The organism is Kitasatospora sp. NPDC059673 (assembly GCF_042734215.1).
Classification (GTDB): Bacteria; Actinomycetota; Actinomycetes; order Streptomycetales; family Streptomycetaceae; genus Kitasatospora.
In genome coordinates, this window is record NZ_JBHWEN010000036.1 from 18,611 (window position 1) to 41,163 (window position 22,553).

The 22,553-nt window shown below is 70.3% G+C and carries 20 protein-coding genes and 4 pseudogenes; 6 read left to right on the forward strand and 18 right to left on the reverse strand.

Annotated features, from left to right (window positions below; translation table 11 throughout):
* Positions 1–141 precede the first annotated feature (141 nt).
* Complete coding sequence (locus tag ACFV18_RS30120) at positions 142–525, forward strand: hypothetical protein (protein ID WP_380488409.1); 384 nt, start codon at positions 142–144, stop codon at positions 523–525.
* Positions 526–1,410: 885 nt separating this feature from the next.
* Here the strand turns inward: ACFV18_RS30120 and ACFV18_RS30125 are convergent.
* The 3 genes from ACFV18_RS30125 to ACFV18_RS30135 form a co-directional block, all read right to left on the reverse strand.
* The gene (locus ACFV18_RS30125; RefSeq protein ID WP_380488410.1) at positions 1,411–1,932 is read right to left on the reverse strand and encodes a hypothetical protein; all 522 of its coding nucleotides are present in this window, start codon (positions 1,930–1,932) and stop codon (positions 1,411–1,413) included.
* A 121-nt stretch (positions 1,933–2,053) separates the two neighbouring features.
* Complete coding sequence (locus ACFV18_RS30130; protein WP_380488411.1) at positions 2,054–2,203, reverse strand: hypothetical protein; 150 nt, start codon at positions 2,201–2,203, stop codon at positions 2,054–2,056.
* Positions 2,204–2,623: 420 nt separating this feature from the next.
* Entirely contained in the window at positions 2,624–8,839 is a 6,216-nt protein-coding gene (locus tag ACFV18_RS30135) for a DNRLRE domain-containing protein (RefSeq protein WP_380488454.1), read from the reverse strand.
* Between the two features lie 894 nt (positions 8,840–9,733).
* On the opposite strand from ACFV18_RS30135, the pseudogene ACFV18_RS30140 reads away from it, so the two are divergent.
* Positions 9,734–10,473 (forward strand): annotated as a pseudogene (locus ACFV18_RS30140) (glycoside hydrolase domain-containing protein).
* Here the strand turns inward: ACFV18_RS30140 and ACFV18_RS30145 are convergent.
* The 7 genes and pseudogenes from ACFV18_RS30145 to ACFV18_RS30175 all read right to left on the reverse strand — a co-directional run.
* Positions 10,463–10,999 (reverse strand): annotated as a pseudogene (locus tag ACFV18_RS30145) (hypothetical protein); the annotation flags it as partial. The pseudogenes ACFV18_RS30140 and ACFV18_RS30145 sit on opposite strands and share 11 nt — an antisense overlap.
* A 257-nt stretch (positions 11,000–11,256) precedes the next feature.
* Positions 11,257–12,117 (reverse strand): universal stress protein, encoded by an 861-nt coding sequence (locus tag ACFV18_RS30150; protein WP_380488412.1) that lies wholly within the window; start codon positions 12,115–12,117, stop codon positions 11,257–11,259.
* 163 nt (positions 12,118–12,280) lie between these two features.
* Positions 12,281–12,454, reverse strand: coding sequence for a hypothetical protein (locus tag ACFV18_RS30155; protein WP_380488413.1), 174 nt, complete (start codon positions 12,452–12,454; stop codon positions 12,281–12,283).
* Between the two features lie 89 nt (positions 12,455–12,543).
* Positions 12,544–12,963 carry a hypothetical protein gene (locus tag ACFV18_RS30160; RefSeq protein ID WP_380488414.1) on the reverse strand — a complete coding sequence of 140 codons (420 nt, stop codon included), beginning with the start codon at positions 12,961–12,963 and terminating at the stop codon, positions 12,544–12,546.
* A gap of 280 nt (positions 12,964–13,243) precedes the next feature.
* A complete protein-coding gene (locus ACFV18_RS30165) occupies positions 13,244–13,546 on the reverse strand; it encodes a hypothetical protein (RefSeq protein ID WP_380488456.1) in 303 nt (100 codons plus the stop codon).
* Positions 13,547–13,747, reverse strand: a pseudogene (locus tag ACFV18_RS30170) (serine/threonine protein kinase); the annotation flags it as partial.
* Positions 13,748–13,811: 64 nt separating this feature from the next.
* Positions 13,812–14,294, reverse strand: a pseudogene (locus ACFV18_RS30175) (serine/threonine-protein kinase); the annotation flags it as partial.
* 122 nt (positions 14,295–14,416) lie between these two features.
* Between ACFV18_RS30175 and ACFV18_RS30180 the strand changes: the two are divergent.
* On the forward strand, positions 14,417–14,824 hold the full coding sequence (locus ACFV18_RS30180; RefSeq protein ID WP_380488415.1) for a PP2C family protein-serine/threonine phosphatase: 408 nt from the start codon (positions 14,417–14,419) through the stop codon (positions 14,822–14,824).
* A gap of 130 nt (positions 14,825–14,954) precedes the next feature.
* Here the strand turns inward: ACFV18_RS30180 and ACFV18_RS30185 are convergent, their stop codons facing one another.
* From ACFV18_RS30185 to ACFV18_RS30210, 6 genes are all read right to left on the reverse strand, one after another.
* Positions 14,955–15,245: a helix-turn-helix domain-containing protein gene (locus tag ACFV18_RS30185; protein WP_380488416.1), complete on the reverse strand. Its 291-nt coding sequence runs from the start codon at positions 15,243–15,245 to the stop codon at positions 14,955–14,957.
* A gap of 121 nt (positions 15,246–15,366) precedes the next feature.
* Positions 15,367–15,621, reverse strand: a complete 255-nt coding sequence (locus ACFV18_RS30190; protein ID WP_380488417.1) for a DUF6213 family protein — start codon at positions 15,619–15,621, stop codon at positions 15,367–15,369.
* A gap of 66 nt (positions 15,622–15,687) precedes the next feature.
* Positions 15,688–16,236 carry a telomere-protecting terminal protein Tpg gene (tpg, locus tag ACFV18_RS30195; protein WP_380488418.1) on the reverse strand — a complete coding sequence of 183 codons (549 nt, stop codon included), beginning with the start codon at positions 16,234–16,236 and terminating at the stop codon, positions 15,688–15,690.
* A 91-nt stretch (positions 16,237–16,327) separates the two neighbouring features.
* Entirely contained in the window at positions 16,328–18,817 is a 2,490-nt protein-coding gene (tap, locus tag ACFV18_RS30200) for a telomere-associated protein Tap (RefSeq protein WP_380488419.1), read from the reverse strand.
* Between the two features lie 32 nt (positions 18,818–18,849).
* A complete protein-coding gene (locus tag ACFV18_RS30205) occupies positions 18,850–19,206 on the reverse strand; it encodes a hypothetical protein (protein ID WP_380488420.1) in 357 nt (118 codons plus the stop codon).
* A gap of 65 nt (positions 19,207–19,271) precedes the next feature.
* Positions 19,272–19,529, reverse strand: coding sequence for a hypothetical protein (locus ACFV18_RS30210; RefSeq protein ID WP_380488421.1), 258 nt, complete (start codon positions 19,527–19,529; stop codon positions 19,272–19,274).
* A gap of 143 nt (positions 19,530–19,672) precedes the next feature.
* On the opposite strand from ACFV18_RS30210, the gene ACFV18_RS30215 reads away from it, so the two are divergent.
* The 3 genes from ACFV18_RS30215 to ACFV18_RS30225 all read left to right on the forward strand — a co-directional run bounded on the left by ACFV18_RS30215 (position 19,673) and on the right by ACFV18_RS30225 (position 21,923).
* On the forward strand, positions 19,673–20,107 hold the full coding sequence (locus tag ACFV18_RS30215) for a hypothetical protein (RefSeq protein WP_380488422.1): 435 nt from the start codon (positions 19,673–19,675) through the stop codon (positions 20,105–20,107).
* A gap of 734 nt (positions 20,108–20,841) precedes the next feature.
* Positions 20,842–20,970: a hypothetical protein gene (locus ACFV18_RS30220; protein WP_380488423.1), complete on the forward strand. Its 129-nt coding sequence runs from the start codon at positions 20,842–20,844 to the stop codon at positions 20,968–20,970.
* A 119-nt stretch (positions 20,971–21,089) separates the two neighbouring features.
* Positions 21,090–21,923, forward strand: a complete 834-nt coding sequence (locus ACFV18_RS30225) for a hypothetical protein (protein ID WP_380488424.1) — start codon at positions 21,090–21,092, stop codon at positions 21,921–21,923.
* On the opposite strand, the gene ACFV18_RS30230 is transcribed toward ACFV18_RS30225, so the two are convergent.
* On the reverse strand, positions 21,869–22,285 hold the full coding sequence (locus tag ACFV18_RS30230) for a hypothetical protein (protein ID WP_380488425.1): 417 nt from the start codon (positions 22,283–22,285) through the stop codon (positions 21,869–21,871). The two genes, ACFV18_RS30225 and ACFV18_RS30230, sit on opposite strands and share 55 nt — an antisense overlap.
* Positions 22,282–22,500, reverse strand: coding sequence for a hypothetical protein (locus ACFV18_RS30235; RefSeq protein WP_380488426.1), 219 nt, complete (start codon positions 22,498–22,500; stop codon positions 22,282–22,284). Before ACFV18_RS30235 ends, ACFV18_RS30230 begins: the two co-directional genes overlap by 4 nt.
* Positions 22,501–22,553: the final 53 nt, after the last annotated feature.

The following is a 22,553-nucleotide window of genomic DNA, read 5'->3' on the forward strand; positions in this document are numbered from 1 at the left end:
TCCGCGTCAACGCCGAGCACTTGTTCCTCGCGAACGCCGGTCACCATCGCTCGGCACGCAATCGCCCAACGGGCAGCGGTGACCTCTATCGAATTATCCGAATCGTAACGACCGTTCCGGGGCGGGTGGGAGGATCGGCCGGTGACCACCTTTCACTGCGGGTCCTGCTCCTACCAGGGCAGCGACCTTGACGAGCTTCGACGGCACGGGCGCGAAAGCGGGCACGCCGTCCGTGAGTCTGAGATTGAGGCGGCCGGAGACGGCCCTACGTCCGTGCCCGGGGCTTTCGATGCCCGGAGCCTGGCTGCGGCGGTCGGAACGAGCATCGGTCTCCTCGGTCTCGGCGCAGCTCTGTACTACAACCGCCAGTACAAGGGCGCGAGTGCGGCACTTGCCGGGGCGACCGCAACGGCAGCCGGGTTGGTTGTGGAGCTTGCCGAGAAAGTGACGGAGATCGACTTCCTGAAGTCGGCCAGCGGCGCGGCTTCAGTGCTGGCCAAACACAAATGGACTCAGCAGCCGTAGCGCTGGAGTGTCTTGGGACCGAGCGCCGCGCCGTCGGCCGACGGCGCGGCTTCCCATCCCCGATGAAGGCCACGCGGCCACCTCTCCGATTCTCGTGCTGCCTCAGTGGCGGCTACGGCGTGATGCTGGCGGCCTGGGCAAGCTGGTGCAACGTTCATCGGCAACTGGAGCAGTTGGGGGCTTCCAGCCAAGCAGCGCATCCTGGATGAGGCGCACATCGTGGAGAAACTGCAGCAGCCCTTCCGCGGATCGCGGCCACCACTGGTGTCCCGCTCCGCCAGGCCGAGGCGCAAGCTTCCCGCCCGCAATAGCGGTCGGCGCCAGAATGGCATCGGCCTTCGTCACTCATGTCAGCACCGAATGAGCATCACCTATCAGCGCCAACCACCAGGTCAACATCCCTGTGTCACTGACGTTCAGATGACGAAGTCCAACTGACACTCCGCTGCAGACCATCAGACATCGCCCACTTCATGGCCGACCAGAACCCCAACAGCCCGTCAACCGTCCGATGGAACACCGTCGAACAGACCATCCGCACCCGCTGGCGCGCCCTGGTCGCCAACCGACGCGACAGCCTTCCGCTGCAATGAGCGCCGAACCCACCACGGGTGCACGATCCTGTGGCCGCGCGTTGCCCAGGTCGACCTCTCGCCCGGCCCGTTCGAGCTGCAGCCGGGCAAGCCGGCAGCCAGAACGCGTGCCGGCCTGTCAGGAGAGCCTGGTCCTGCACAGCGCGCGGCCCGGCACGGCGAACAGGCCGTACCGCGTGCACAGGACGGGCACGGGCTGCTCGGCGTCACCCTGGTGCGCGCCGAACTGGAGCTGGACGACCGGATCGTCGTCGAACTTCCAGCGGCAGAGCGTCCGGGTCAGGGGTCAGGGTCAGGCGTTGCGGATCTTTCCGTCAGCGATCACGCGGCCGATGTAGCCGGGCCAGTCCCGCTCCAGGATCTGCTGCATGAACGTGCGGGCCGCCTCACGGACCTGCGGGGTGACCTTCTCGACCGCGCCGTCCGCGAAGCGGATCGTCATCCCTTCCCTGCTGGCGTCGGCGAGGAACGCATGATGGTACTGGCTGAGCGTCAGGAACAGCGTGAGCGCGGGGGCGTTCTCCAACTCGCGCAGGCCTGCTTCCCAGTCCGTGCCGCGCCGGCCCCAGTCGCTTCCCTGCCCGTCCAACCACAGGGTCAGGTCGCTGAAGAACACCAGCCGCCGGCCTGGCTGCGCCTTCTGGAAGGCATCGGCGACGGCCAGGATGTCCGCGACGTCCCGGGACACCATCTGCCGGGGAATCAGCGGCGGCGCGAGCGCCTGGGCGCACTCGCGGTACGGTCCCTCGGCCTGCGGCCATTCCAGGGCGTGAGCGAGCCAGTAGCGGGGCTGGAGCAGTGCTGCGTTGGACACGAGGTTCCCCTTCGCCGCGGATGTGGGCCGGGCGCGGCCGCCCGGCCCACATCACCGTAGTGGGAACGCCACCGAGCGTCACGGCCTCAGAAGGCTGGTGCCGGGCGGCCGGGCCTGCTCGCTACGCCTGGCGGATCGCGCCGGACGAGAAGTACTGCACCAGCACAGCGGCAAGGTGAACCGCAGCCACCGCCTCCGCCTGAGTCTCCTTGCGGGTCGTGCGCCGCTTGCCGTAGCGGCTGGTCTGCCCGTCCCACAACTGCTGCATCATCCGCCGCACCAGCTTGGCACGTACCCTCTGGAGCGCGTCACATTTTTCAAAAACTCCCAATCAGCCACTTTTCTCATTGCTCGTTTTCCTGATGGCGGCTTCTATGCCGAGTCCCAGGCAGGTGATGGAGCAAATCAGAGCGACGAGCCATATTTGAATCGGAGCCCCTGCATTGAAGACGGGCGTCAGGGCTGACAGGGCTGCAAGCGCAGACCAGATAATTATGTGTACTATTGCAACCTTCCTTTCCATCTCCGGGTTGGGCAGGATGTACTTCTTCCGAAATTTCGAGCTCAACTCTCCAATCCCCTCCTTCTAAAAGATGATCCCAGCCGGTCGGGGTTCAGGAAGTCACCCGAACCCCGACTGGCTGGGATTCTATCGGAACTTACACGCCGCCACACATTGTTCGGTAATCACTCAGGGAATGTTGTGCCACATCTTTCCCTGCAGCTTGAACTTGAAGGTCAAACGCACCTTCGGCGGCGAGTGGATGTAGTCCAGTACGGTTGCAGCCGCGCTCACTGGCCATCCGAGCGCCCGTCCAACAAGCCTCGTGCCAAACCTCAGCAGACCAGGGGCGGCGTGCCTGGCGGCGGCAGGAGCCCATCGGTTCTGCACCACGTTGTTGAAGTGAGATGCGGCCGGAGCCCCAGTGCCACCCGAAGCGTAGTGCCATGACTGCGAGTAGTGCCCCTGCGCTCCCGCGATTCCGGCGTTGATCCAGGATCGATAGCTGAAGAAGCTGACGGTGTTCCAGAACCAGTTGCGTCCATCAAGGTCGTACTTGTCGAGCGGATCGCCGTGAACGTATTCGTAGGCGTTCGCGTTGCCGCCATAGACTGGGTCGACGGACAGGAAGCGCCCGGTGCCGGGGTTGTAGAGACGGACGCCCATGAGTGTGAGGCCGCCAGGGGTGTCGCTGGCGCGCTGCTTGGTTCCGATCCACCCGTACCGGGCGGCTGCCTGCCCTGCGCGCGGCTGGCCGTACTCGTCGAAGTCGAGGACGGTGGGGGCGCTGCCGTTGAGGGGCAGTTGCAGAGCTACGTCGCCGTGGAGGTTGGCGAACTGGAGGGTGATCAGCCCGGTGTTGGTGGTGGTGGCGGCGAGGTCGCCGCTGATGCCGGTGACGTTGCGGGTGTTGTTGGCGAGGTTGTCGCCGATCCAGCGCGGATTGTCGCCGTCGTTGCCGTAGTGGTTGGTCTTCGTGAGATTGGTGGTCCAGGTACCCCCGCTGTTGGTTTCGACGGTCCAGGCGCGCAGGCGCTGGTTGGAGTCGAGGGTCCAGGTCTGGCGGTCCGTGCCGGTGGTCTGCTGCTGGGCGAGGTCGCTGTTGTAGTAGGCGACAGTGGAGCCTGGCAGGGCGGTGGTGCGGCCGAACGCGTCGTACGTATAGCCGGGGTTCACCAGGCGGTCGGCGCTGTCGTAGGCGTTGGTCTGGGTGGTGGCTCCGTTCGTGGTGCAGTCGCTGCCGCGGGCCGCGACGGTGATGGCGAGGGCAGTGCGGTTGGTGTTGTTGTCGAATCCGTAGCCGCGGGTGGTGCAGACGGCGTCCGGGGATGTGTCCTGGACGCTGGTAAGGCGGCCGGCCGTGTCGTAGGCGTAGGTCTGGGCCGCAGTCACGCCGGGAGTGCCAGTGTGGGTGGCCCACTGCCCCTGGACGGTCTCGGTGATGCCGTCAGAGACCAGCACCGTGCCGTCGCTGTCGCGGGTGTAGTTGCGGCTACTAGCGGTGCCGGACGGGTCGCGGCGGTCAGTCATGGTGTAGCCACCAGGCATGCCCTGGGTCACCACAGTGCCGTCGGCGTCGTAGCGCGCGGTGAAGGTGCCGGCGATCGAGTCGGTGACCGAGGTGGCCAGGCCGCGCGGGTCGATGGCGGTGTCGTAGGTGTAGGTGGTGGTGGAGGGGGCGCTGTCGGTGACCTTGGTGGGCCGGTTCAACGCGTCGTACTCGGTGGTGGTGACCGCCCCGTCGGCGTCGGTGTAGGAGGTCGGGCGGCCGAGTCCGTCGTACGCCTTAGTGATCGTCCCGCCGGTGGCGGAGGTCTGCTTGGTGACCTTGCCGGTGACGCTGTCGTAGGTGGTGGTAACCGCCGGTACGGCGGTGCCGAGGCCCCCGCTGACGGTGGTGGTCACCGGGCGGCCTGCGGCGTCGGGGGTGACGGTCGTGGTGCGGGCGACGCCGTTCGCGGCCTCGTCCGTCTGAATGTTCTGGCCGAACAGTCCGTACTGGACGGTCTTGACGGGCAGTTGGACCGGGTTGGAGCCGCCGCCGGTGATGTCGCCGGCCGGGCCGGTCTGGCAGAGCAGGTCCGCCCACTCGGGGCGACCGGCGCAGGTGCCGGTGCCGGTGCCGGACCAGTAGGTAGTGCGGGTGGTGCCCGCGTCGGAGCCGTTCGACTTGGGCAGTGACTTGGAGGCCTCTCGGCCCTGGGTGTCGTAGCCGGTGGCGGTGGTGAGATTCAGGCCGCCGGCGTCCTGGATCTGTTGGGTGGCGACGCCGAGTGCCCAGTCGAAGACGCTCTTGTCGGTGCGGGTTTCGGCGAACACCTCGGGCCAGGCGCGCAGGGCGCCGCCGGTGACGGTGGTGGTGACCTGGTCCTTGACCTTGGCGGTGCCGTCGGTCGGGCGGCCCTCGTCGTAGGTCTTCACGGTGCGGGTGCGGGCGACGGTCTGGGTGCCGGCCTTGGCGACGGTCGCGCCGCCGGATGCCACGTCAGCTGCCAGGGTGATGCGGTGCAACGGGCCGGAGTTCTCCGTCTCACGCTGTCCGTCTGCGCTGTACACGCTGGTGGTGGAGAGCAGTTGGGCGCGTTCACCGCTGGGGAGGGTGTTGATGCCGAGGTCGGCCAGCTGGGCCTTGGCGGCGTCGGTGGTGCCGAGGGCGAGTTCGCGGTTGGCTGCGGTCAGCGTGCGGACGCTGTTGCCCCACTTGTCGTACTCGGTGGTGGTGATGCGGTGTCCGGGCGTGGCGGTGTTGACCTGGCGGCCGGAGGCGTTCAGGTAGTTGACGGTGGCTCGGGTGTAGTCGCCCGCGTTCAGGTCGGTGCCGCTGTTGGATGCGGGGACCTGGTCGGCGGGGAACACGGCGGTGGCGTCGGTGGGCAGGTCGGTCTGGCCCCAGGTCGCGCCAGCGGTGACCGACAGGTCCTCGGGCGCCTTGCTGCCGCTGGTCGGGACGCCGTACACGATGGTGGTATTGGCGGTGCCGTTGACGGTGTTGGTGCCCGGGGCGAGGGTGTTGGTCCACACCTTGGTGAGCATGCCGTCGCCGGCGGCCGGGTTGGCCGCCATGTTGCCGTAGGCCATGTGGTAGCCGCCGTTCATGCCTGGCGGCAGGACGGCGTAGAGCGCGCCGTCGGAGGCGGTGCCCTCGATGTACGAGTACTGGGTCTTGGTGCCGGCGCCCAGCCGCGGGTCCCAGGTCTGGCGCAGTCGGCCGACCAGGTCGTAGCGGTAGGTGGCGACGTCGGTGGCGGAGGCGTTGGCCGCGCCGGGGGCGGTGGCCCACAGCTTGATGGTGGAGACCTGGCCGGCGAAGTCGCCGAACTCGGTGCTGGTGGTGTTGCCGGTTGCCGTGGTGGTGTTGGCGTAGACGAATTGCAGGACGCGGCAGCCCCTGGTGGCCGGGTCGGCCGCGCAGGCGGCGGCGGTGGCGGCGGAGGTCGGCGCGATCATGTACTTCGGCCGGGCCAAGGTCTTGCCGCCCGCCACGGTCTTCTCGGAGATGACGGTGGTGGTGGAGTTGGCGAGGCCGTCGAGCAGACTGGATGTCACGGTCCAAGTGACGGCGGCCGGGTCGACCTTGGCGAAGGTGGTGACGGTGCCTTCGGTGTCGGAGAGGGTGAAGTCGCCGGAGGCGAAGGAGCCGCGCAGGGTCAGCGCCTCGCTGCCGGGTTCGGGCACCCAGCCGTTGCCGGCCGCGTTGGCGGTGAAGCCGATGGTGTCGCCCCCAGCGAGGATCACGTCCAGCGAGTTGTTAGAGGTCTTGCGGATCTCGGTGTAGCCGGACTGGGAGACCTCGGACGCTACGCCGGAGGCCCAGTTCGGGCCGAAGATCGGGGCTTGGCCGTCCTTGCTCGCCGCGGCCTTCGGGTCGCGCGAAGTGTTGGTACGGCCGACCGCCAGCCCGAAGAACGAGGCGTCGGTCGCGGAGACCGTGAAGTCACCGGTGAGCAGATTCAGCGTGCCCGGGCCGACCTGCTGGGTCGCGGCGCCGGTCGCTTTGCGGTCGATGACGGCCTTGATGCCCTCGGAGGAGACGGCGGCGTTGTTCGGACCGGTGAAGTCGGCGCGCAGCTGGACGGTGCCGTCGGGGTTGACGGTGGAGGTGGCGTTCCAGGTCAGCGACGGGCTCTTGCCGCTGTTCAGTGCGACCGGCCAACTCACCGCGCTGCCGCCGTTGGTGACGTCGGCGGCCGGGACGGTGGTCCACGGGTCGGCGTCGGAGCGGCGCCAGGAGAAGCTGACGGCGTCGTACTTCGCGGCGTCGGCCTCGGCGATCAGCGGGAGGCGGGCGGCGGTGCGGGTGCCGTCGTTGGGCGAGATCACGCCGCCGGCGCCGACCTGGAAGGTGTACGACACCGCCTCGGACTTGTTCTCGGCCTTGTCCACGGCACGGACCTGGAGGGTCTGGGTGCCAGCCTTGTCCGGGGTGACCGTCAGGTTGACGGGGGCTGTGGAGCCGCCGGTGGGCACCTTCGTCCAGTTGGTGCCGTCGAGCGTCCACTCCAGTGCGCTCTGGTCACCGGACGGCGGGGTCAGGGTGAACACGCCGGCCTGGCCTGCGCCCTTGACCCACTGCCCGGACGGGTAGTCGGTCGAGGCGATCGCGGACGGCGCGGACGGCGCGGAGGTGTCCACGGTGAAGTACGCCCACGGTGACCACGTGTTGTTGTAGTGCATGCCGTCGTACGGCGAGGTGCGGAACCGGTACGTCTTGCCGTTGCTCAGCAGCCCCGCCGGAACGGTCACCGAGGCGGGCTGTCCCGATGCGACGTACGGGGAGACCAGGACGTTGCCGACCTGCGCGTTGGTGTCGTTGTCGAAGATCTGGAACGTGCCGTCGACCTTGTCGTTGTTCGGGTCGACGAAGGTGTCGCGCAGCGTCGGGGTGGTGGAGTTGACCCACCAGGTACCGCCCGCATCCTTGTAGAACGGCGAGCCGGCCTGCTGGTCGGTGCCGGTCCGCGGACGGTAGTTGTACGTGACCGTCAGCTTCGGGACGTTCCAGCCTGCCTCGGAGGAGTTGACCTCCTTCCAGTACTTGGTGCTGGCCTCGTCCGGCGCGCGCAGGCCCATGCCCGCGGTCGACTTCTTCGCCGACGTCCAGGTCTGTACCAGGTTGGTGACGTCCGCGTTGATCCAGCCGTCGTCCTGACAGCCCGTACGGCCCGCGGACTCGTTCGACGTGGCCAGCTTGGACGACCAGGCGGGCTGCGAGGCCCACCGGGAGGCCGTGGAGGCGAGGCCGGTGTCGTACACGTCCCAGGCGTAGGCGGCGCAGTCGCTGTTGCCGGAGTGGAAGTTCCACAGGCTCAGCGTCGCGTTCATCACGAGCGCGTCCGCGATCGGGGCGGTGTTCCAGTTGATGAACGCGCGGGCTTCGCGGGAGGAGCCGTCCGCGTTCTTGCTGCCCGGGTTGCCCCAGTACAGCTCGGTGTCCGCCGACCAGTCGACCGTCTCTCCCTTCTGCACCCGGGTGTCGAACACGCTGCCCAGCGCGATCGTCGACGGGTCGACGGTCACCGGGTACTGCGTCTTCGGATCGGCGAGGAACTTGGCGTCCGGGGTGAACACCAGGTCGATGTTCTCTCCGCGCTGGACGACCTCCAGGTCGACGGTCGCCCTGTTCGCGTGTTCACGGGATCCTTCCGCCACCGCGGTGGAGTCCCACATCACCGGCGCGGGCAGCACGGCCCGCTTCTCGCCGGTCTTCCGGTCGGTGAACAGCACACTGCCGTCCGCCTGCGCCTCAGCCTTCAGGCCCTTCGCCTTCAGCGGCATCGTGTACGAGTAACCGGCTGTCGTGGGGCGCTGCTTGAGGACGGTGAACTGCTCGAAGCCGGTCCGGGTGGCCTCGACCACCAGGTCGGCCGCGCCGTCCGCGATGGCGTCCTTGTAGGTTGCCTTGGTGCCGTCGAGGTCGGGCTTGGGCAGGCCGCCCTTCCACTGGAGTTCGACCTGCTGGTCGCCCTCGCCGAGGGTCACCAGGGTACGGTCCTCGCCCTTGGCCGCCTGCGAGTCCGCGAAGGACTTCGCGCGGGTGCCGCCCGACGCGGCCAGCTTCAGCCCACCCGGATGTGCCTTCGGCGCGACCGAGCCGTCCGACTGCTGCTGCAGCGTCAGATCCACGTCGGTCCACTGGCCGTCGCGCTGGAACCGCACCGGCCCGGCGAACAGCTCCGTGGTCAGCGAACCGTTCTTGTTCACCCACGTCGTCGACGTCTCGGTCCGCTCGGACAACGCCTCCACCCGCTGACCCGACAGCCGCGCCGCGACCCGCGCCGACGGCACATCCGCCGCCGACGTGGCCCACTGCGGGTTCTTCGCGCCCTGCGTCCCACCGGACTTGCCCGGCTTCGGCGCGGCAAATGCGCTCTCCGTCCCGGCCAGCAGCGACACCGTCACAGCCATGGCCAGGACGGCGCTCACCCCCCGAGCACCCGGCAGCATCAGCTGCCTGTGGTGCCTTGATATGCGTTCGCGCACATCTACTCCTTGTCATAGACCCATCACTCTGGTGGGCGTGCACGGATGCTAAAGCGAGGGGAAAGCGGGCGGAAAGGATGAAGATCTCCCCACATAGGGACAACAAGATCCCCTGGCGCGTTCAGCTTGTGACCAAAGCGTGACTCGGCGTCATGTGCCAAGCTCTAGATGTTGGTTGACTCGTTTCTCCCAGAAGAGTCCACGGTCCACCTTTCGCCATGGCGTGTCAGCTCGACTGAACCAACAAACCGGCCCGGGCGCATGGGTCATCACCTCTTGACCGGGTCGCGCCGCCCGTCGGCATCGCCAGCCGCGTCATCGCTGCCGCCTCAGTGACCGAAGAGCCTCCCCTGCGGGAACGCGCCGTCAAACACTCTCCGCCACACTCCGTTCCCATGACAGAGTGCGGCCGCGGACATCCCGGCCGATGGGTGCCGAGCCACATGGAACTGACTATCCGTCAGTTGATATTCGTATCGGCAATCACTCGCGGACACTTCGTCAGTGAGGAACCTCCGTGCCGCACGACCCCCTCCGGGTCCGGGTCATCGCACCGCGCTGTCCACTGCCTGCCTGATCTCCGCCATCGGCCTGGCGCTCGGAGGGTGCGCGAAGCCGGCCGGCGATCCACGCAGCGCAGCGGTGGAAGCAGCCGGGCAACCGTCGGTGTCACCATCCGCAGTTGACACACCGTCGGCGTCCGCATCAGCTTCCACCTCCACAGCACCGTCGGCACCCGCGTCGGGCTCCGCGCCCGCAACGGCTTCGGGACCAGCCACCGCACCGGCCCCTCAGCGTCGCCGGGCGTCTCCAAGGCCCCTGGCCCCGAGGGCGGAGCGCCGGCGGGTGTCTCTGTTCACCGGTCTTGCCTTCGACACGTGCACCGCCCCGTCACTGGCCACCATGAACGCCTGGCACGGCACCTCCCCCTATGGGGCGATCGCCGTCTACGTCGGAGGCAAGAACCGCAGCTGCGCACAACCGCAGCTGACCGCGTCCTGGGTCAGTGCGGTCGCCAGCTCGGGCTGGAAGCTGGTGCCGCTGTACGTGGGAGCCCAGCCGCCGTGCCAAACCGGTGCCAGCCCCGAGAAAATAGCCGCCGCCACTGCGGTCTCACTGGGCGCGGCGGACGGCGCGGACGCGGTCGACAAGGCATCGGCGCTGGGGATGCGCACCGGCAGCACGCTCTACCTCGAAATGGAGGCTACAACACTGCCGACACCGCCTGCGCGGACGCCGTACTCGCCTACACCCAGTCCTTCAACCGCGCGGTCAAAGCCCGCTCCTACCGGCCCGGCTTCTACGGCTTCGCCTCCTCCAGCGCCGCAGGCATCGCCAAGGCGGCCGAAGCTGGCGCCGCAGACCTGCCCGAAGCCCTGTGGTACGCCAAGTACGACGGCACCGCCGACACCGCCGCCAGCTTCCCGTACAGCAGCAGCCTCTTCAGCGGTCACCGCCGCGCCCACCAACACCAAGTCAACCAGCGCGAGACCTACGGCGGCGTCACCTTGACCGTCGACCGCAACGCCTGGGACGCCCCCGTCGCCGTCACCGGCTGACTGCCCTCCCCCGCCCTGCCACATTCAGTCCCACGGGCAGAAGGGCAGTAGTCCAATGCCGCGTCGCAGCAACAGCGGGGCCGACAGGAAGCCGGTGCAGTCCGGGTCGACGGTCGACTGAGGCGAGTCGTTCAGCACACCCGGGGCTTCGCCAACGTGGAGGCCCCAGCGCAGCGACACGGCCACGAACGGCATGGGAACTCCGCAACTCGGGGACAAGGACCCGGACACCGAAGCGCCCGGAACCCCATCCGTTCCCACGACGCCACGCCCCCCGTTCCCCGAGGACGTCAACCGTCCGAACGGCAGCTCGACGTCGTCCCGACGCCGAGCGGGATTGCCCCGGGCCGGCCTCGGCGGCGACGTGCTCCACGTCGGACATCAGCATCAGCGCCATGCGCGACACGACGGCATCGCACGAGCCTCTGGGAAAGGGGGTTGCTGCGCGCGGGTCACGTGCGGGTCGGCACTGGCCATGGCGGGGCCGGCGAGCCATGTCGAGCTCCCGCTGCGACGGATCGGTGCCTGCGAGAGCCTGTGCGCCACGCCCCGGCGAGCAGGTTCACCAGCCCATGGCTGGGCATGGCTTGATGTATCCCGACGCTGATCGTTGGAGTCGATCAAAACCGCGACCTTACTGTCTTCGCTGTGGAGGCCTTCCGCGTCCTGCGCCCCCGGCGGCCGGGCCGCCACCCGTGTCCGGCCCGAGTCAGTCAGCGGCTGCCGGGTTGCCGGCATGTCGGCCGGAGAGGACGAAGGCTGCGCCCACGGAAGGCGGCGATCTCAGTCGTGCGGGACGACGGCGACCGGGGCGGTGCAGTGGTGGATCGCCGCGTGGGCGACAGCGCCGAGCCGGGTGCCGAGGCGGTGCTGCCGGCGGCCCACCACGACCAGGTCGGCCTGGGCCGAGGCGGCGACCAGCGCGTGCGCGGCACCGCCGGTCCTGGTCTCGGCGAAGGCCTCGACGCCGGGATGTGCCGCCCGGACCGGCGCGAGCGCCTTGGCCAGCACGTCCATGAGCTCGGCGCCCCGGAGTTCCACGTCCTCCTGCGGCGGCATCCAGCCTGCCGCGGTCCAGAACGGGACCGCCTCCCATCCGTGCACTGCCCGCACTCGCGCCCCCCGGCGCTCGGCCTCGGCGAACGCGAACTCCAGCACCGCCGCGGAGGACTCACCGGGCACGCCCACGACGATCTCGGGGCGGTCGGCGGCGTCGGCAGGAGTTGCGGGCGCGCCGTCGCGGACCAGCACCACCGGGGTGGTGCTGCGGGCGGCCACGGCCAGGCCGACGGAGCCCACCACCAGGCCGGCGAAACCGCCGAGGCCGCGTGAGCCCAGCACGACGAGCCGGTGCTCCGCGGCACGGGCGAGCAGGGCGTCGGCGGGGTCGTCGGCCACCGCCTCGGTGACGACGTCCAGCGCGGGGTGAACGCCGCGCAGCCGGTCAGCGACCTCTTCCAACTCCAGCAGGGCGCCGCGGTGGGGAGCCGCCGCGGGCCCGTCGCTCCAGGCCGAGCCGAGCCAGGGCCAGGCGTGCACGATCCGCAGCGGTTCGCCCTGCCGGGCCGCCTCGGCGGCGGCCCAGCCGACTGCGGTTTCGGACCGCGCCGATCCGTCGAACCCGGTGACGATTCCGTGGGCCATGGCCGTTCCCTTCTGTCGGACGGTGACCCGGTGTCCCGCCTCCGGGATCCATGCTGCTGCTCGCGGCGACCGCCCCGACAGGACCCGACGGTCCCTCGCGCGGACCCAAGGTCCTTCTTCGCAGCAGGACTTGGCATGGGGCCGGGTGGCGTCGGCGGGCTGCTCAGCGCAGCCAGCGGCGGGACCTGACCACCGACAGGGTGGCCCACCAGCGGCCCAGGCCCCAGCGGTCACCGGCCTGCGCGGCCGCGAGGACGATCGACAGGAGGGCATAGACCATGTGGTAGTCGACGACCGGGTTGGTCGATCCGCTGGGTGCCCCGCTGTCAACGGCCATGTAGTGCTGGCCGTTGACAGTGCTTTGCCCACTCCAGGTTCTGCTGACGTGTCATCTGACATCCCTCTCGGTACCTAGTAGATCGGCTTTCAGTCTTTTTCGGGTTCCCCAACCATCCAGCCACTCACCGCCGTAATCGGACCGCGCCACAGCGGCAGGGTGTGGAGGGTGCGGGCAGCGCGGTGGGTGACGTCGCGCAGGTGCAGGAAACGCCGGTCGATGTCCTGTCGGCGGCGGCCTTCGTCGGCGGCCTGGTCGAGATGACCGACCGCATCCCGGACGACACGGCGAAGGGCGTCGTCATGGTCACCGAGCCGGCGCAGGTGCAGACGCTCCCACGTGTCGGTGGAGATCACTGTTCCGGTCACCAACGCACCGTCCAGCACCAGGGTGACAGTGACATCGCGGGCGTCGACGTCCTGGTGCTCGGCGCCCAGGCGCAGGATCTCCAGGTGCGGATCGACGTGGTCGTCCTTCTGAAGCAGCATCCGCAGGGCCAGCGGTACCACGCTTCGCCCCGACACCTACTACTCCTCGGGTCCGCCCACACCCTGCCACCGCCGCGACCGCTCCTGAAGAATCGTCACCGGCTCATCGTGTCACTCGAAGACCTTGGCCGGGCGCATTCCGAACGGTTCCAGGGCCTGTCCGCCGAACGCCCGCGACGCGCCGTCTCCCGAATACGTCGGACAGGGGTCATCGGCGCGATCGAGGCGGGCGTGCTCGGAGATGATCCGGCACCGCGAGGTGCACTCGCGGCACCGGATCAGTCGGCCGGCCTGTCAGCTGTCAGATCGACTGGGCGGGGTTGTCGAGCCAGGCGTGCCAGCCGTCCGGGGTGACGGTCAGTCCGAACAGGGTGTGCGTGGATGCGGTGTCCGGCAGTGGGGGGAGGCTACTTGCTCTGCGGGTGGGGGCCGCGGGCGGGAGCGGGGTCGTCGCTGTCGTGGACGGGGGTTGGGTGGCCCCTCCTGCTGGTGGCGTGGGGCGTTGGGCGGGTTCGGGTGTGCGGTCGAGGTGTCGTAGTGCCTGGCAGAGGTCGGTGGCGTTCGGGTACCGCTGGTCGGGGTCCTTGTGCAGCAGCCTCAGCACGAGGTCGTCCCACGCGGAGGGGACGCCGGTGGATACCGAGCTGGGTGTGGGCGGTTCCTGTGTGAGGTGGGCCGTGAGGTATCCCACGGTGTCGGGAGCCTGGAAGGGGAGCCGGCCTGTGATCAGCTCGAAGAGGAGGCAGCCGAGGGCGTACAGGTCGCTGCGCGGTTCTGGGAAGCCGCGTGCTTGTTCGGGCGCCATGTAGGGGGGCGATGAAGCCGGTCTGGGTGAGGCGGTCCGCGGTCGCGTAGGGGTCGGCTGCCCGCGCGATGCCGAAGTCGAGGACCTTCACCGTGCCGGACGGCGTGATGAGGATGTTGGACGGCTTGATGTCCCGGTGCATGATCCCGGCTGCGTGCGCCACAGCCAGCGCGTCAGATATCAGCGCACCCCATAAGGCCGCGTCCGCCAGGGTGACGACACCTCGGCGCAGCATCGTGTCCAGGCCCTCGCCTCGGACCAGTTCCATCACCAGGAACGGGACCCGTTCGTTTCCCGCGCCGGTCTCGCCGAGGTCGTGGATGGTCACGATGTTGGGGTGCTGCAGTTGGGCGGTGATCCGTGCCTCGCGCAGGAACCTGGCGCGGGCCTCGTCGCCGCGGCTTCCGCCACCGGCAAGTAGGGAGATCACCTTGACCGCGACATTCCGGCCCAGCGTCTCGTCCTGCGCCTCCCACACTTGCCCCATGCCGCCCTCGCCGAGCTGCCGCACCAACCGGTAACGGTCCCCGAGGAGTTGGTCTCGCATCGTCACGCCTCCCCCGTTTCGAACATTCCTGTCCCTCCTGCTGCCGCGCCGGCGCGATGGGGATCATGACGCGATTGCGTGGGCGGCATGCCCGTTATCCAGAAACCCGCCAAACGGCAGGGGTGTTCGCCAAGGCGGCCACCCTGCTCCGGATCAGCTTTCCACGCCCGGCGCGTCTTTGGCTGCGGATCGGCGCGGTCGCCCCGGCGGACTGCAGCGTGGACGTGTGCACCTTCGAACCTGGTGACACGCTGCTGCTTTACACCGACGGCGTGGCGGAAGCCCGCGACCGCTCCGACAACTTCTACCCGCTCGCGGAACGCGCCGCCCAGTGGACAGGAACCGGCCCCGACGAACTCCTGCAGCACATCCGGCGCGACCTCCTCGCCCACGTCGGCGGACGCCTCGCGGACGACGCGGCCCTCATCGCCCTGCACCGCACGCCCACCGTGCACCGAGGCCGGCCGCGGATCTTCCACCTCGGACGGGGCGGTCCCGACGCCGACGGCGAACCACCCCCACAGGCTTGACCAAGGACGCGGGGCTTAGAAACAGGTACTGAACGGCGCGTTGAACGACGTAGAGCCACGGGCGATACCGGCCGAAGCAGCTGCGGGTTGGACCGCGCGGCACCGCCCGGGAGACGCGCGGGCGCGGGCGCTATACCGTGATCACGGTCTGGGTGCCGCCGATCACTGCGGCGCGGCGCTTGTCCGGCAGCAGCTTCAGCGCGTGGGTCGGACCGGAGACCAGGTCGACGACGGCGATGCCGTAGTGCGCGGAGAGCCGGTCCAGGTCCGCCACCGCCCAGCCGTGCCGGCCGGACAGTTTGCGGCTGACCTGCGCCTGGCTGAGTCCGAGTCCGTGGGTGAGGTCGGCCTGCGACTCCCCCGTGGCGCGGAGCAGCGCCCCAACCGTGTCTCGCAGTAATTCCTCTGTTGACGTGCCCATATACGCCTCCCGTATGGCTCATGCGCTTTGGGTGTAACAACTGGTCAGGGCTGCCGGTGACGGGCAGGTCGCTCGGCCGACGGCGAACGGATCGGTGGACGACGTGCGGGTCGCCTGCTTGTCAGCTCGCGGCGGCGATGCAGGCGACGTCGATCTGGTCGGCGAGGCCTGCGAGGGCGCCGCCGAGCAGGGCGACGGTCTGCGGGGCCAGCTCGCAGTCGCCGTTCCTCTCCCAGGTCAGCCGCTGGCCGACGGCGGCGCGCAGCAGGCCGGAGACGTCGGCGGCGGGGACGACCATCTCCCCGGTGCTCGCGTCGTGGTCGATCGGCAGGTGGCGGCGCAGCTCGCCGGGGTGGGGTTCGGGGGTGTTGTCCACGTCGGTGCTTTCTCGGAGTGGGTCGAGTGTGTCGCCGACGCAAGCAGCACTGGTGGAGGGTGTGGGTCAGATTCCCTCGACGTCCATCCAGGCGATGTCGTTGAGTTCGATGTCGAGGCCGCCGGCGCGGCGTCCGTTGTCCTGGAAGTAGTGCTCGCGCAGGCCTTCGGCGAGGATCCGTTCCTGCTCGGCCTGGCCGGCTCCGGCGTCGCGCGCGGCGTACAGCCGTTGGGCGACCGAGCCGGGCATCTTCTGGGTGATCGTGCGGGGGCGGGGGTCGTCGGTGGAGCCGCCGGCCGCGCTGTAGCCGATGGTGGCGCTGATGTGGAGCATGAAGCCGTTCTCCTCGGCGGCTCGGCGGACCCGCTGCTTCACGCGCGGCTGCCAGGCGGCACGGACCTTGGTCTCGATGGCCTTGGCGGCGGCCGGCTTCGGGGTGCCCTGGCCCTTGAGCCAGCGCTGCACGGTGCGCTGGGAGACGCCGAGGTCGGCGGCGAGCCGCCGGGTGGAGCCGCCCGCGCCCTTGAGCAGGAACCGCATCCGGGCGGGGACGGACTGAGGAAGAGGGCGGGTGCGCTCGGCACGACCCAGTCCCTCGTCGATCTCCTGGCTCAACTGTTCTCCTTCCCGGCCGCCCAGGCGACGGCCGTGCTGGTGATCGTGGACGGGGCGGCCCGCCGGACAGACGCCGGCGGGCCGGTGGGTGCTACTCGTCGGCGGAGACGACGCCGCCGGTCTTGATGTGCCGGGCGGGGTTGGTGTCGTCGGCGAGCAGCTCGGCGATCTCGGCCATCGGCCTGCTGCCCTCGAACTTCACCAGGCCGGGGCTGACGCCCAGGCGCAGCGAGGTGGTGAGGGTGCCGTCGGGCTTGGTGAGGATGTCGAGGGCGCCGGGGCCGGGGGCGGCGAAGACGGCGCAGTCGGAGAGCACGGCGATGGCGTGCAGGCCGGTGTCGGCGGCCATCTTGCGGAGCTTGCGGTGGAGGTTGACGGTGGCGGTGTCGATGATCAGGGCGCGCATCAGCGGGTCCCAGGTGGGGCGTTCCAGGGCGGCCCAGCGCTCGCCCGGCCGGTAGCCGTGCCCGCGGGGGCGTTCGCGCATTTTGCCGATGGTGCCCTTGGCGGTCTGCTTGATCGCGGTGAGCACCGCGAGCTCGGCCGGGTCGCCGGTGGTCTTGAGGTAGGCCATGGCGTCGAGGAACGCGATCGGGTCGCGGTCGGCGAGGTCGGCGGGGACGCCGAGGGCGGCCATCGTGTCCAGGTAGGCCTGGCGCAGGCGCTTGTGCCAGGGGTCGAGGTACGGGCCGTGCTCGTGGCGCAGCCAGGCCTCCAGCGGGCGGACGTCCGCGCCGAGTTCGACGGCGTAGGCGAGCTTCGCTGTGGAGTACCAGGCCGGGCCGGTCGGGCGGGAGCCGTCCGCGGTGAACGGGCTGGGCAGCAGCGGGTCGGTCGCAACGTGGGAGAGGTCGGCCAGCCACGAACCGGGGATGCGCTTGTCGAAGACCGGGTTGACCACGTGCACCGGCGGGCCCAGCGGCAGCGTCAGCCTGCCCGCGGCCGCGAGGAAGGCCATGTTGACGTCCAGGCCCACCGCCCAGGCGGAACGCCTCTCCTGGTCGGTGAGGGGGCGGTACCAGTCCCACGCCTCGGTGACCAGCTCGCCGCCCGGCTCCCGGCCCTGCGCGAGCGGGTGCACGTCCAGGACCTCCGGCGGCGCCGGATCGAACGCCTCCTTCGGCCGGGAGCCCTCCACCGGGCCGGACGTCCAGCCGGACTCGGTGCGCTGCGCCTTCGTGGGCGGGCGCAGCGCGGTGACGAGGTCCAGGCCGGAGACGGCGGTGGAGCCGCGGGGGGTGAGGACACGGGTGGCGTAGGTGCCGAGCAGGCGGGCCAGGCCGGGGGTGTCGAGGCCGTCGGGGATCTGCCAGCCGCCCGTCGCGAGGGCGCCCCAGGCGGGGACGCACAGTTGCACGCACTGGCGCTTGCCGTCCTCCGGGGTGCGGTAGATCCGCGCCCACGGGCCGAGGCCGCGCTGGGTGAGCAGCCACCCCGCCTTCTCCAGTGCCTTCACCGCCTTGTGGGTCTTCGGGAGCTGGCCCAGGCGCTGGACGAAGTCCTTCTTCTCGTCGCGGCCCATCGGCGGCAGGCCGAGCTCGGCGAGCGCGGCGTCGGTGAGGACGACCAGCGGGTCGCCGTCCTTGCCGTGCCGGTGCAGGCGCGGCGAGCCGAGCCCCGCCCCGAGCGCCCACTCCACCAGACCGGCGAGCGTGCGTCCGGTCGGCGCGGTGGCGGACTCGGTGCCGTCGGCGAGGTAGGCGGCCAGGGCCTTGCCAGACGGGGCGACGTCCACCACCACCAGCGGGCCGGACGGGAACCGTGCCGCGGCGGCCTGCTCCCAGTCGGCCGGGCCTGCCTCGGCGGCCGCCTTCTTCACCGCCGGCTTCCTCGTCCTGGACAGGGCGGCCGACCGCGAGGTGCTGGCCGGGCGCGACGCGGAGGCCCGGCGCGGCGCGGCCACCGGGCCAGCCGCAGACGCGGGGGCGGTCGCGGACACGGGGGCGGTCGGGGCGGCGGCGATGTTCGGGTGTCGGGCGGGCGCCTCCAGAGCGGCCTGCGACGGTCCGGCCGCCTCCAACCAGCCCTGCCGTTCCACGACCGGGGCGGCGGGCGCGGTCGGGGCCGGCTCCTCCGGCACGGCCGCCGGGGCCGGGGCAGCGGCGCACCAGATACCCATGTGGACCGGACGGCCGGCGGACCGGAACGGCGTCGGACGGCCGCACCGCGCACACGGCGCGGGGTCGGTGCTGAACAGGTCCCCGGACGCGGTGCGGTCGAGCTCGACCACGACCTGGTCGACGCTGTTGACCGCCGTCGTCGGAGCCGGCGCCGGAGCCGGAGGTGCGGCGGGCGTCAACGTGGTGGCCGGCTCCGTCTCCTGGGCCGCGGGGGCGAGGCGAGTCGCCAGGCCCTCCAGCAACCGGGCGTAGGCGGCACGGCCCTCGCCCTGCGGCGCGCGCTGCCCCGACTCCCAGGCGGTGAACGTGCTCACGCTGATGCCCAACGCCCGCGCGGTCTCAGTCTTCGTCAGGCCGTACTCCTCCCGCAGCCGGGTCCGCTCGGCCGGTGCCGGCAGCGGCGTCTGGCGGCGCGGACCATTACCCAGCAGGGCGTCGATCGCATCCGGGGTGCTGTCCATTCGTCCTCCCTTCCTTCTTGACGGTGGCGGTCTCAGGCCGCGGTGTACTGGCCGCGCTGGACCCGTACGACCCGGCCGGCCTTGAGCAGGCCGTCGATGTACACCGAGACCCCGCTGCTGATCGATTTCTTGCCGGCGGCGGTCATGGCCTCGGCGATCTCACCCAGCGTCATCGGCTTGCCCGAGGCGCTGAGGATCTTCACGATGGCGTCCGCCTTCGTCAGGTCGCCGATCTCCACCGCCGGCGCGGTGGACGCCTCGACCAGCTTCCGCAGCGCGTCCCGCTGGGCTCGCAGCCCCTCGATGCGCACCCCCAGCAGGTCCCACTCCCGCTCCGCCTCGCCGAGTTCCTTCTCCGCCCGCGCGAGGTCCTCACCATAAGAAGTCATGGCGAGAGACTAGCAATCAGAACCTCAAAACTTCAAGAAACTTAGATAGCCATAGTTAATGTGACTTAAGACCCCTGGTCGCCGGACTGCCAGCGGTCGACGAACCGGGCCAGTCGCTCGCGCCGGCGGCGTTCCTCGGCGAGCACGGCAGCCAGGACCCGCCGGTCGACGTACGGATCGACGGCGGCCTCCAGCAGCTGGCGCAGTTCGGCCGGATCGACGGCCTCGGCCTCCCGCTGCGGCGGGCGGTCGGGCCGAAGCCGTAGGTCGCGGCGAAGCCGGGCCAGGGGTTTGTGCGATCGCCGACAGGCCGTTTCGGTCATTCGGTGGCCGATATCCGCGGAGGACCGTCTTCTTTCGCGGATGCCGCACCCCGGGGTGCGGGGGCTGCCATGCTGACATCAGAGGAATGTGACATTTCACATTCCGCCCATCGTCCCATCCCCGCCCCCTAGGAGAGACACCCATGAAGACCACCGTCATCGCCGTCGCCGCCGCGGCGGCCCTGACCACCCTGGCCACCGCCCAGGGGGCCGCCGCCGCGCCGAGCGGCCCGGTCGGCGCCGTCGTGACCTGCGGCACCCCTGGCGCACCCGGCCCGCTGCTGACCCAGGCCTGCGTCGAGGTGACCGGCAACCAGGTCCGCTTCTACGGGGTGGCCACGCCCGGCGACCCGTCCTGGCAGCCCCGGCCCCTCGGCTTCACCGTCTCCGGCACGGTCGTCGGCAGCGCCCCCCTCGCCCCCGTCCACCCGGCCATCATCGTCCAGGCCGGCTCGAACCAGGTCGGCAGCGTCTTCTCCAGCGCCCCGTGCGGCGCCACCGTCAGCACCACCTTCTCGGTGGCCCAGCCCGGCTGGCCCACCTCGACCGCCACCGTCTCCACCGTGGTGGCCTGCTGACGCCGGACTCCCGCAGGTGTGCCCCGGCCTCCCGGGGCACACCCCGCCACCGCCCCTGCGGGGGGTCTTCCAGTTGCCGCAAGTCCACCGGTACCCGCATCCCGCCACGGTGAACCGGCCGATGTCGCGCAGCCCGAGCACCGGAGCCGGCCGCCGCAGCAGCGCCCTGACCCGCCGGATCCCGACCGGGCGCTGGGCCCCGTCCGGCCGGCCGCGCTCCACCGGGGCCGCGCCGCAGAGGAGGCCGCGGCCGCGCCGGTGCGCGAGCCGGCGAGCCGTCAGGTGCGTACGACAGGGCGCCGGGCGCTCGGGCCCGGCGCCGCCAGGGCGCTGACCGAAGCCATCCGGGTTCCCCGTACTCCGCCGCCGTGGTGCCGGCCGCCGTCGAGGCCGCCCTGCACACGGTGCTGGAGGAGTTCGAGCAAACCGCCGAGCCCCGTGGCGGGAGGAATTCGAGGACCTGGACGAGGACGCCCTCGCCGAGACCGCCGCCGAGGCCCGCGTCTTCGGCGCCGATCCGGCCCGCACCGCCGACGACCTGGTGCGCGGCCTGCTCAAGCAGCTGACCGACTGGCAGGCCGCGATCGACGGGCTGGCCGAGCACTCATCGAGGCCGAGTCGGAACACTCACCGCGCCCAACAGTGGCAGAAGCGTCTGGGGCGGCTTGGGTCAACGGGGCCCGCTCGTCAAGCGCTCTTGTGTGTCCTTCCGCTGTCGTCGGAGAGGCAGGACGATGACAGCCGGCTGGGACCGGTCCTCGAGGGCATGCAACTGGTCGCCGCCGCCGGCGGCCGCCTCGCCGAGCAGGCACAGCGACGACGACACCCCGGACGTGGTCGTCAACAACTACTACGAGGACTGATCCGCGCGTCCCCGGACCCCGCCCCTCGGTAACCCGCTTGCCCAAACGCCCATCTGAGGGTGTATGAATCCAGGGCCCACGCCATTCGTGGGCCCTGGAACAAGGGGGTTTCCCGCTCGATGCGGAAGAACGTCTTCAAGCGCGCCGCCGCGGCCCTGCTCGGCGCCGCGGTCATCGCCGTCGCGGCTCCGGCCGGCACTGCCGCGGCGAAGCCGCCGGCCAACGAGGCCACCAGCCTGCGCAGCGGCGAGAAGCTCCTGTCAGGACAGAGCATGGTCAGCGGCGAGACCGAGCTGGTGATGCAGTACGACGGCAACCTGGTGCTCTACCTGGTGGGCGACACCGGCCACCGCGGCCCGGTGCTGTGGTCCAGCGGCACCTACGGCAACCAGGGCGCGTACGCCTACATGCAGCCCGACGGCAACTTCGTCGTCTACCGCCAGGGCGGCGGCCCGGACTCCGGCGGCGCGCTGTGGAGCACCGGGAGCTACGGCCACCCGGGCACGGTGGCCTCGCTGCTGAACGGCTGGTTCGCCGTCAGCGGCCAGCAGCTGTACTGGCAGACCGACACCGGCGTCACCCCGGCCGTCGGCGCCACCAACGACACGCTCGGCCCGAACCTCCCCACCATGCCGCACGGCCGCTGGATCGAGTCGAACTCGGTCTGGCTGCTCATGCAGCCCGACGGAAACCTGGTCCTCTACCGCAAGCGCGACGGCGCGGCGCTGTGGTCCACCGGCACCTACGGCCACCCGAACAGCTTCGCGAACGTGACGGGCGCGCCGACCTTCGGCGCCCTGTGGCTCAACGCCCAGGGCGCCGGAGTCACCTGGTCGCTCTCGACCAAGGGCCGGCCCGGCGACTGGGCGAAGGTGCAGGACGACGGCAACTTCGTGCTCTACGGCAGCGACGGCACCGCCCGCTGGTCCACCGGCACCTGGGGCAACTGGTAGCCGTCCGCTCCGCCAGGGCGCGCCGCCTCCGATGCACGCCCGAGCCTGCAGGAGGCGAGGGCCTGCGTGACGGCTGTCCGGGACGGGGCCGAGCCATCGAAAGATCTGGCGAAACTCACCTGGAAAGTTTTAAGAATCTCGTGCCGCATTGCCCACTTGCTGAGGGTCTTCACGGTGTTCTCCAGCTCGCCGATGGTGGTGCCCTCGGGGTCGCGCCAGCCGCGCTGCTCAATCACGGTGGCGCTCGCGTCCTTCTCCTTGATAAGCGCCATCTCCGCAATCCGCTCGGTCACCTGCAGCACGTCGTGGCGCAGGTGCTCTCCAGCAACGTCGAGCTTGGACGCGGCAGAGCCGTCCTTCACCTCCTCCTTGGCGAGCGCGATGGTCTCAGCTCTGGCGAGGTCATCGTCTCGTTCTCGGTGGGCGGCGTCCTGAGATCAGTTGCCAAGTCACCGGGCTCGAGGCGCCGCACCGGGAAGCCGTTGCGGCCGTCGTAGATGGCCTGGGCGAGCTGCTCCAAGCCGTGGTAGCTGCTGGCGAGGTTCGTCAGCAATGTATCGGGTTCCTCACCCAGCACCTCCGCCCCCTCCTCGGTCCTGGCCCGCAACAGACCTGACGTTGAAGACACTC

What these genes read in the sequence shown, in the direction of transcription:
- ACFV18_RS30130 (WP_380488411.1), bottom strand. Translation starts at nt 2,203, where the DNA reads ATGATGCAGCAGTTGTGGGACGGGCAGACCAGCCGCTACGGCAAGCGG.
- ACFV18_RS30135 (WP_380488454.1), bottom strand. Translation starts at nt 8,839, where the DNA reads ATGGCTGTGACGGTGTCGCTGCTGGCCGGGACGGAGAGCGCATTTGCC.
- ACFV18_RS30150 (WP_380488412.1), bottom strand. Translation starts at nt 12,117, where the DNA reads ATGGCCCACGGAATCGTCACCGGGTTCGACGGATCGGCGCGGTCCGAA.
- ACFV18_RS30155 (WP_380488413.1), bottom strand. Translation starts at nt 12,454, where the DNA reads ATGGCCGTTGACAGCGGGGCACCCAGCGGATCGACCAACCCGGTCGTC.
- ACFV18_RS30185 (WP_380488416.1), bottom strand. Translation starts at nt 15,245, where the DNA reads ATGGGCACGTCAACAGAGGAATTACTGCGAGACACGGTTGGGGCGCTG.
- tap (WP_380488419.1), bottom strand. Translation starts at nt 18,817, where the DNA reads ATGGACAGCACCCCGGATGCGATCGACGCCCTGCTGGGTAATGGTCCG.
- ACFV18_RS30205 (WP_380488420.1), bottom strand. Translation starts at nt 19,206, where the DNA reads ATGACTTCTTATGGTGAGGACCTCGCGCGGGCGGAGAAGGAACTCGGC.
- ACFV18_RS30210 (WP_380488421.1), bottom strand. Translation starts at nt 19,529, where the DNA reads ATGACCGAAACGGCCTGTCGGCGATCGCACAAACCCCTGGCCCGGCTT.
- ACFV18_RS30215 (WP_380488422.1), top strand. Translation starts at nt 19,673, where the DNA reads ATGAAGACCACCGTCATCGCCGTCGCCGCCGCGGCGGCCCTGACCACC.
- ACFV18_RS30220 (WP_380488423.1), top strand. Translation starts at nt 20,842, where the DNA reads ATGACAGCCGGCTGGGACCGGTCCTCGAGGGCATGCAACTGGTCGCCG.
- ACFV18_RS30225 (WP_380488424.1), top strand. Translation starts at nt 21,090, where the DNA reads ATGCGGAAGAACGTCTTCAAGCGCGCCGCCGCGGCCCTGCTCGGCGCC.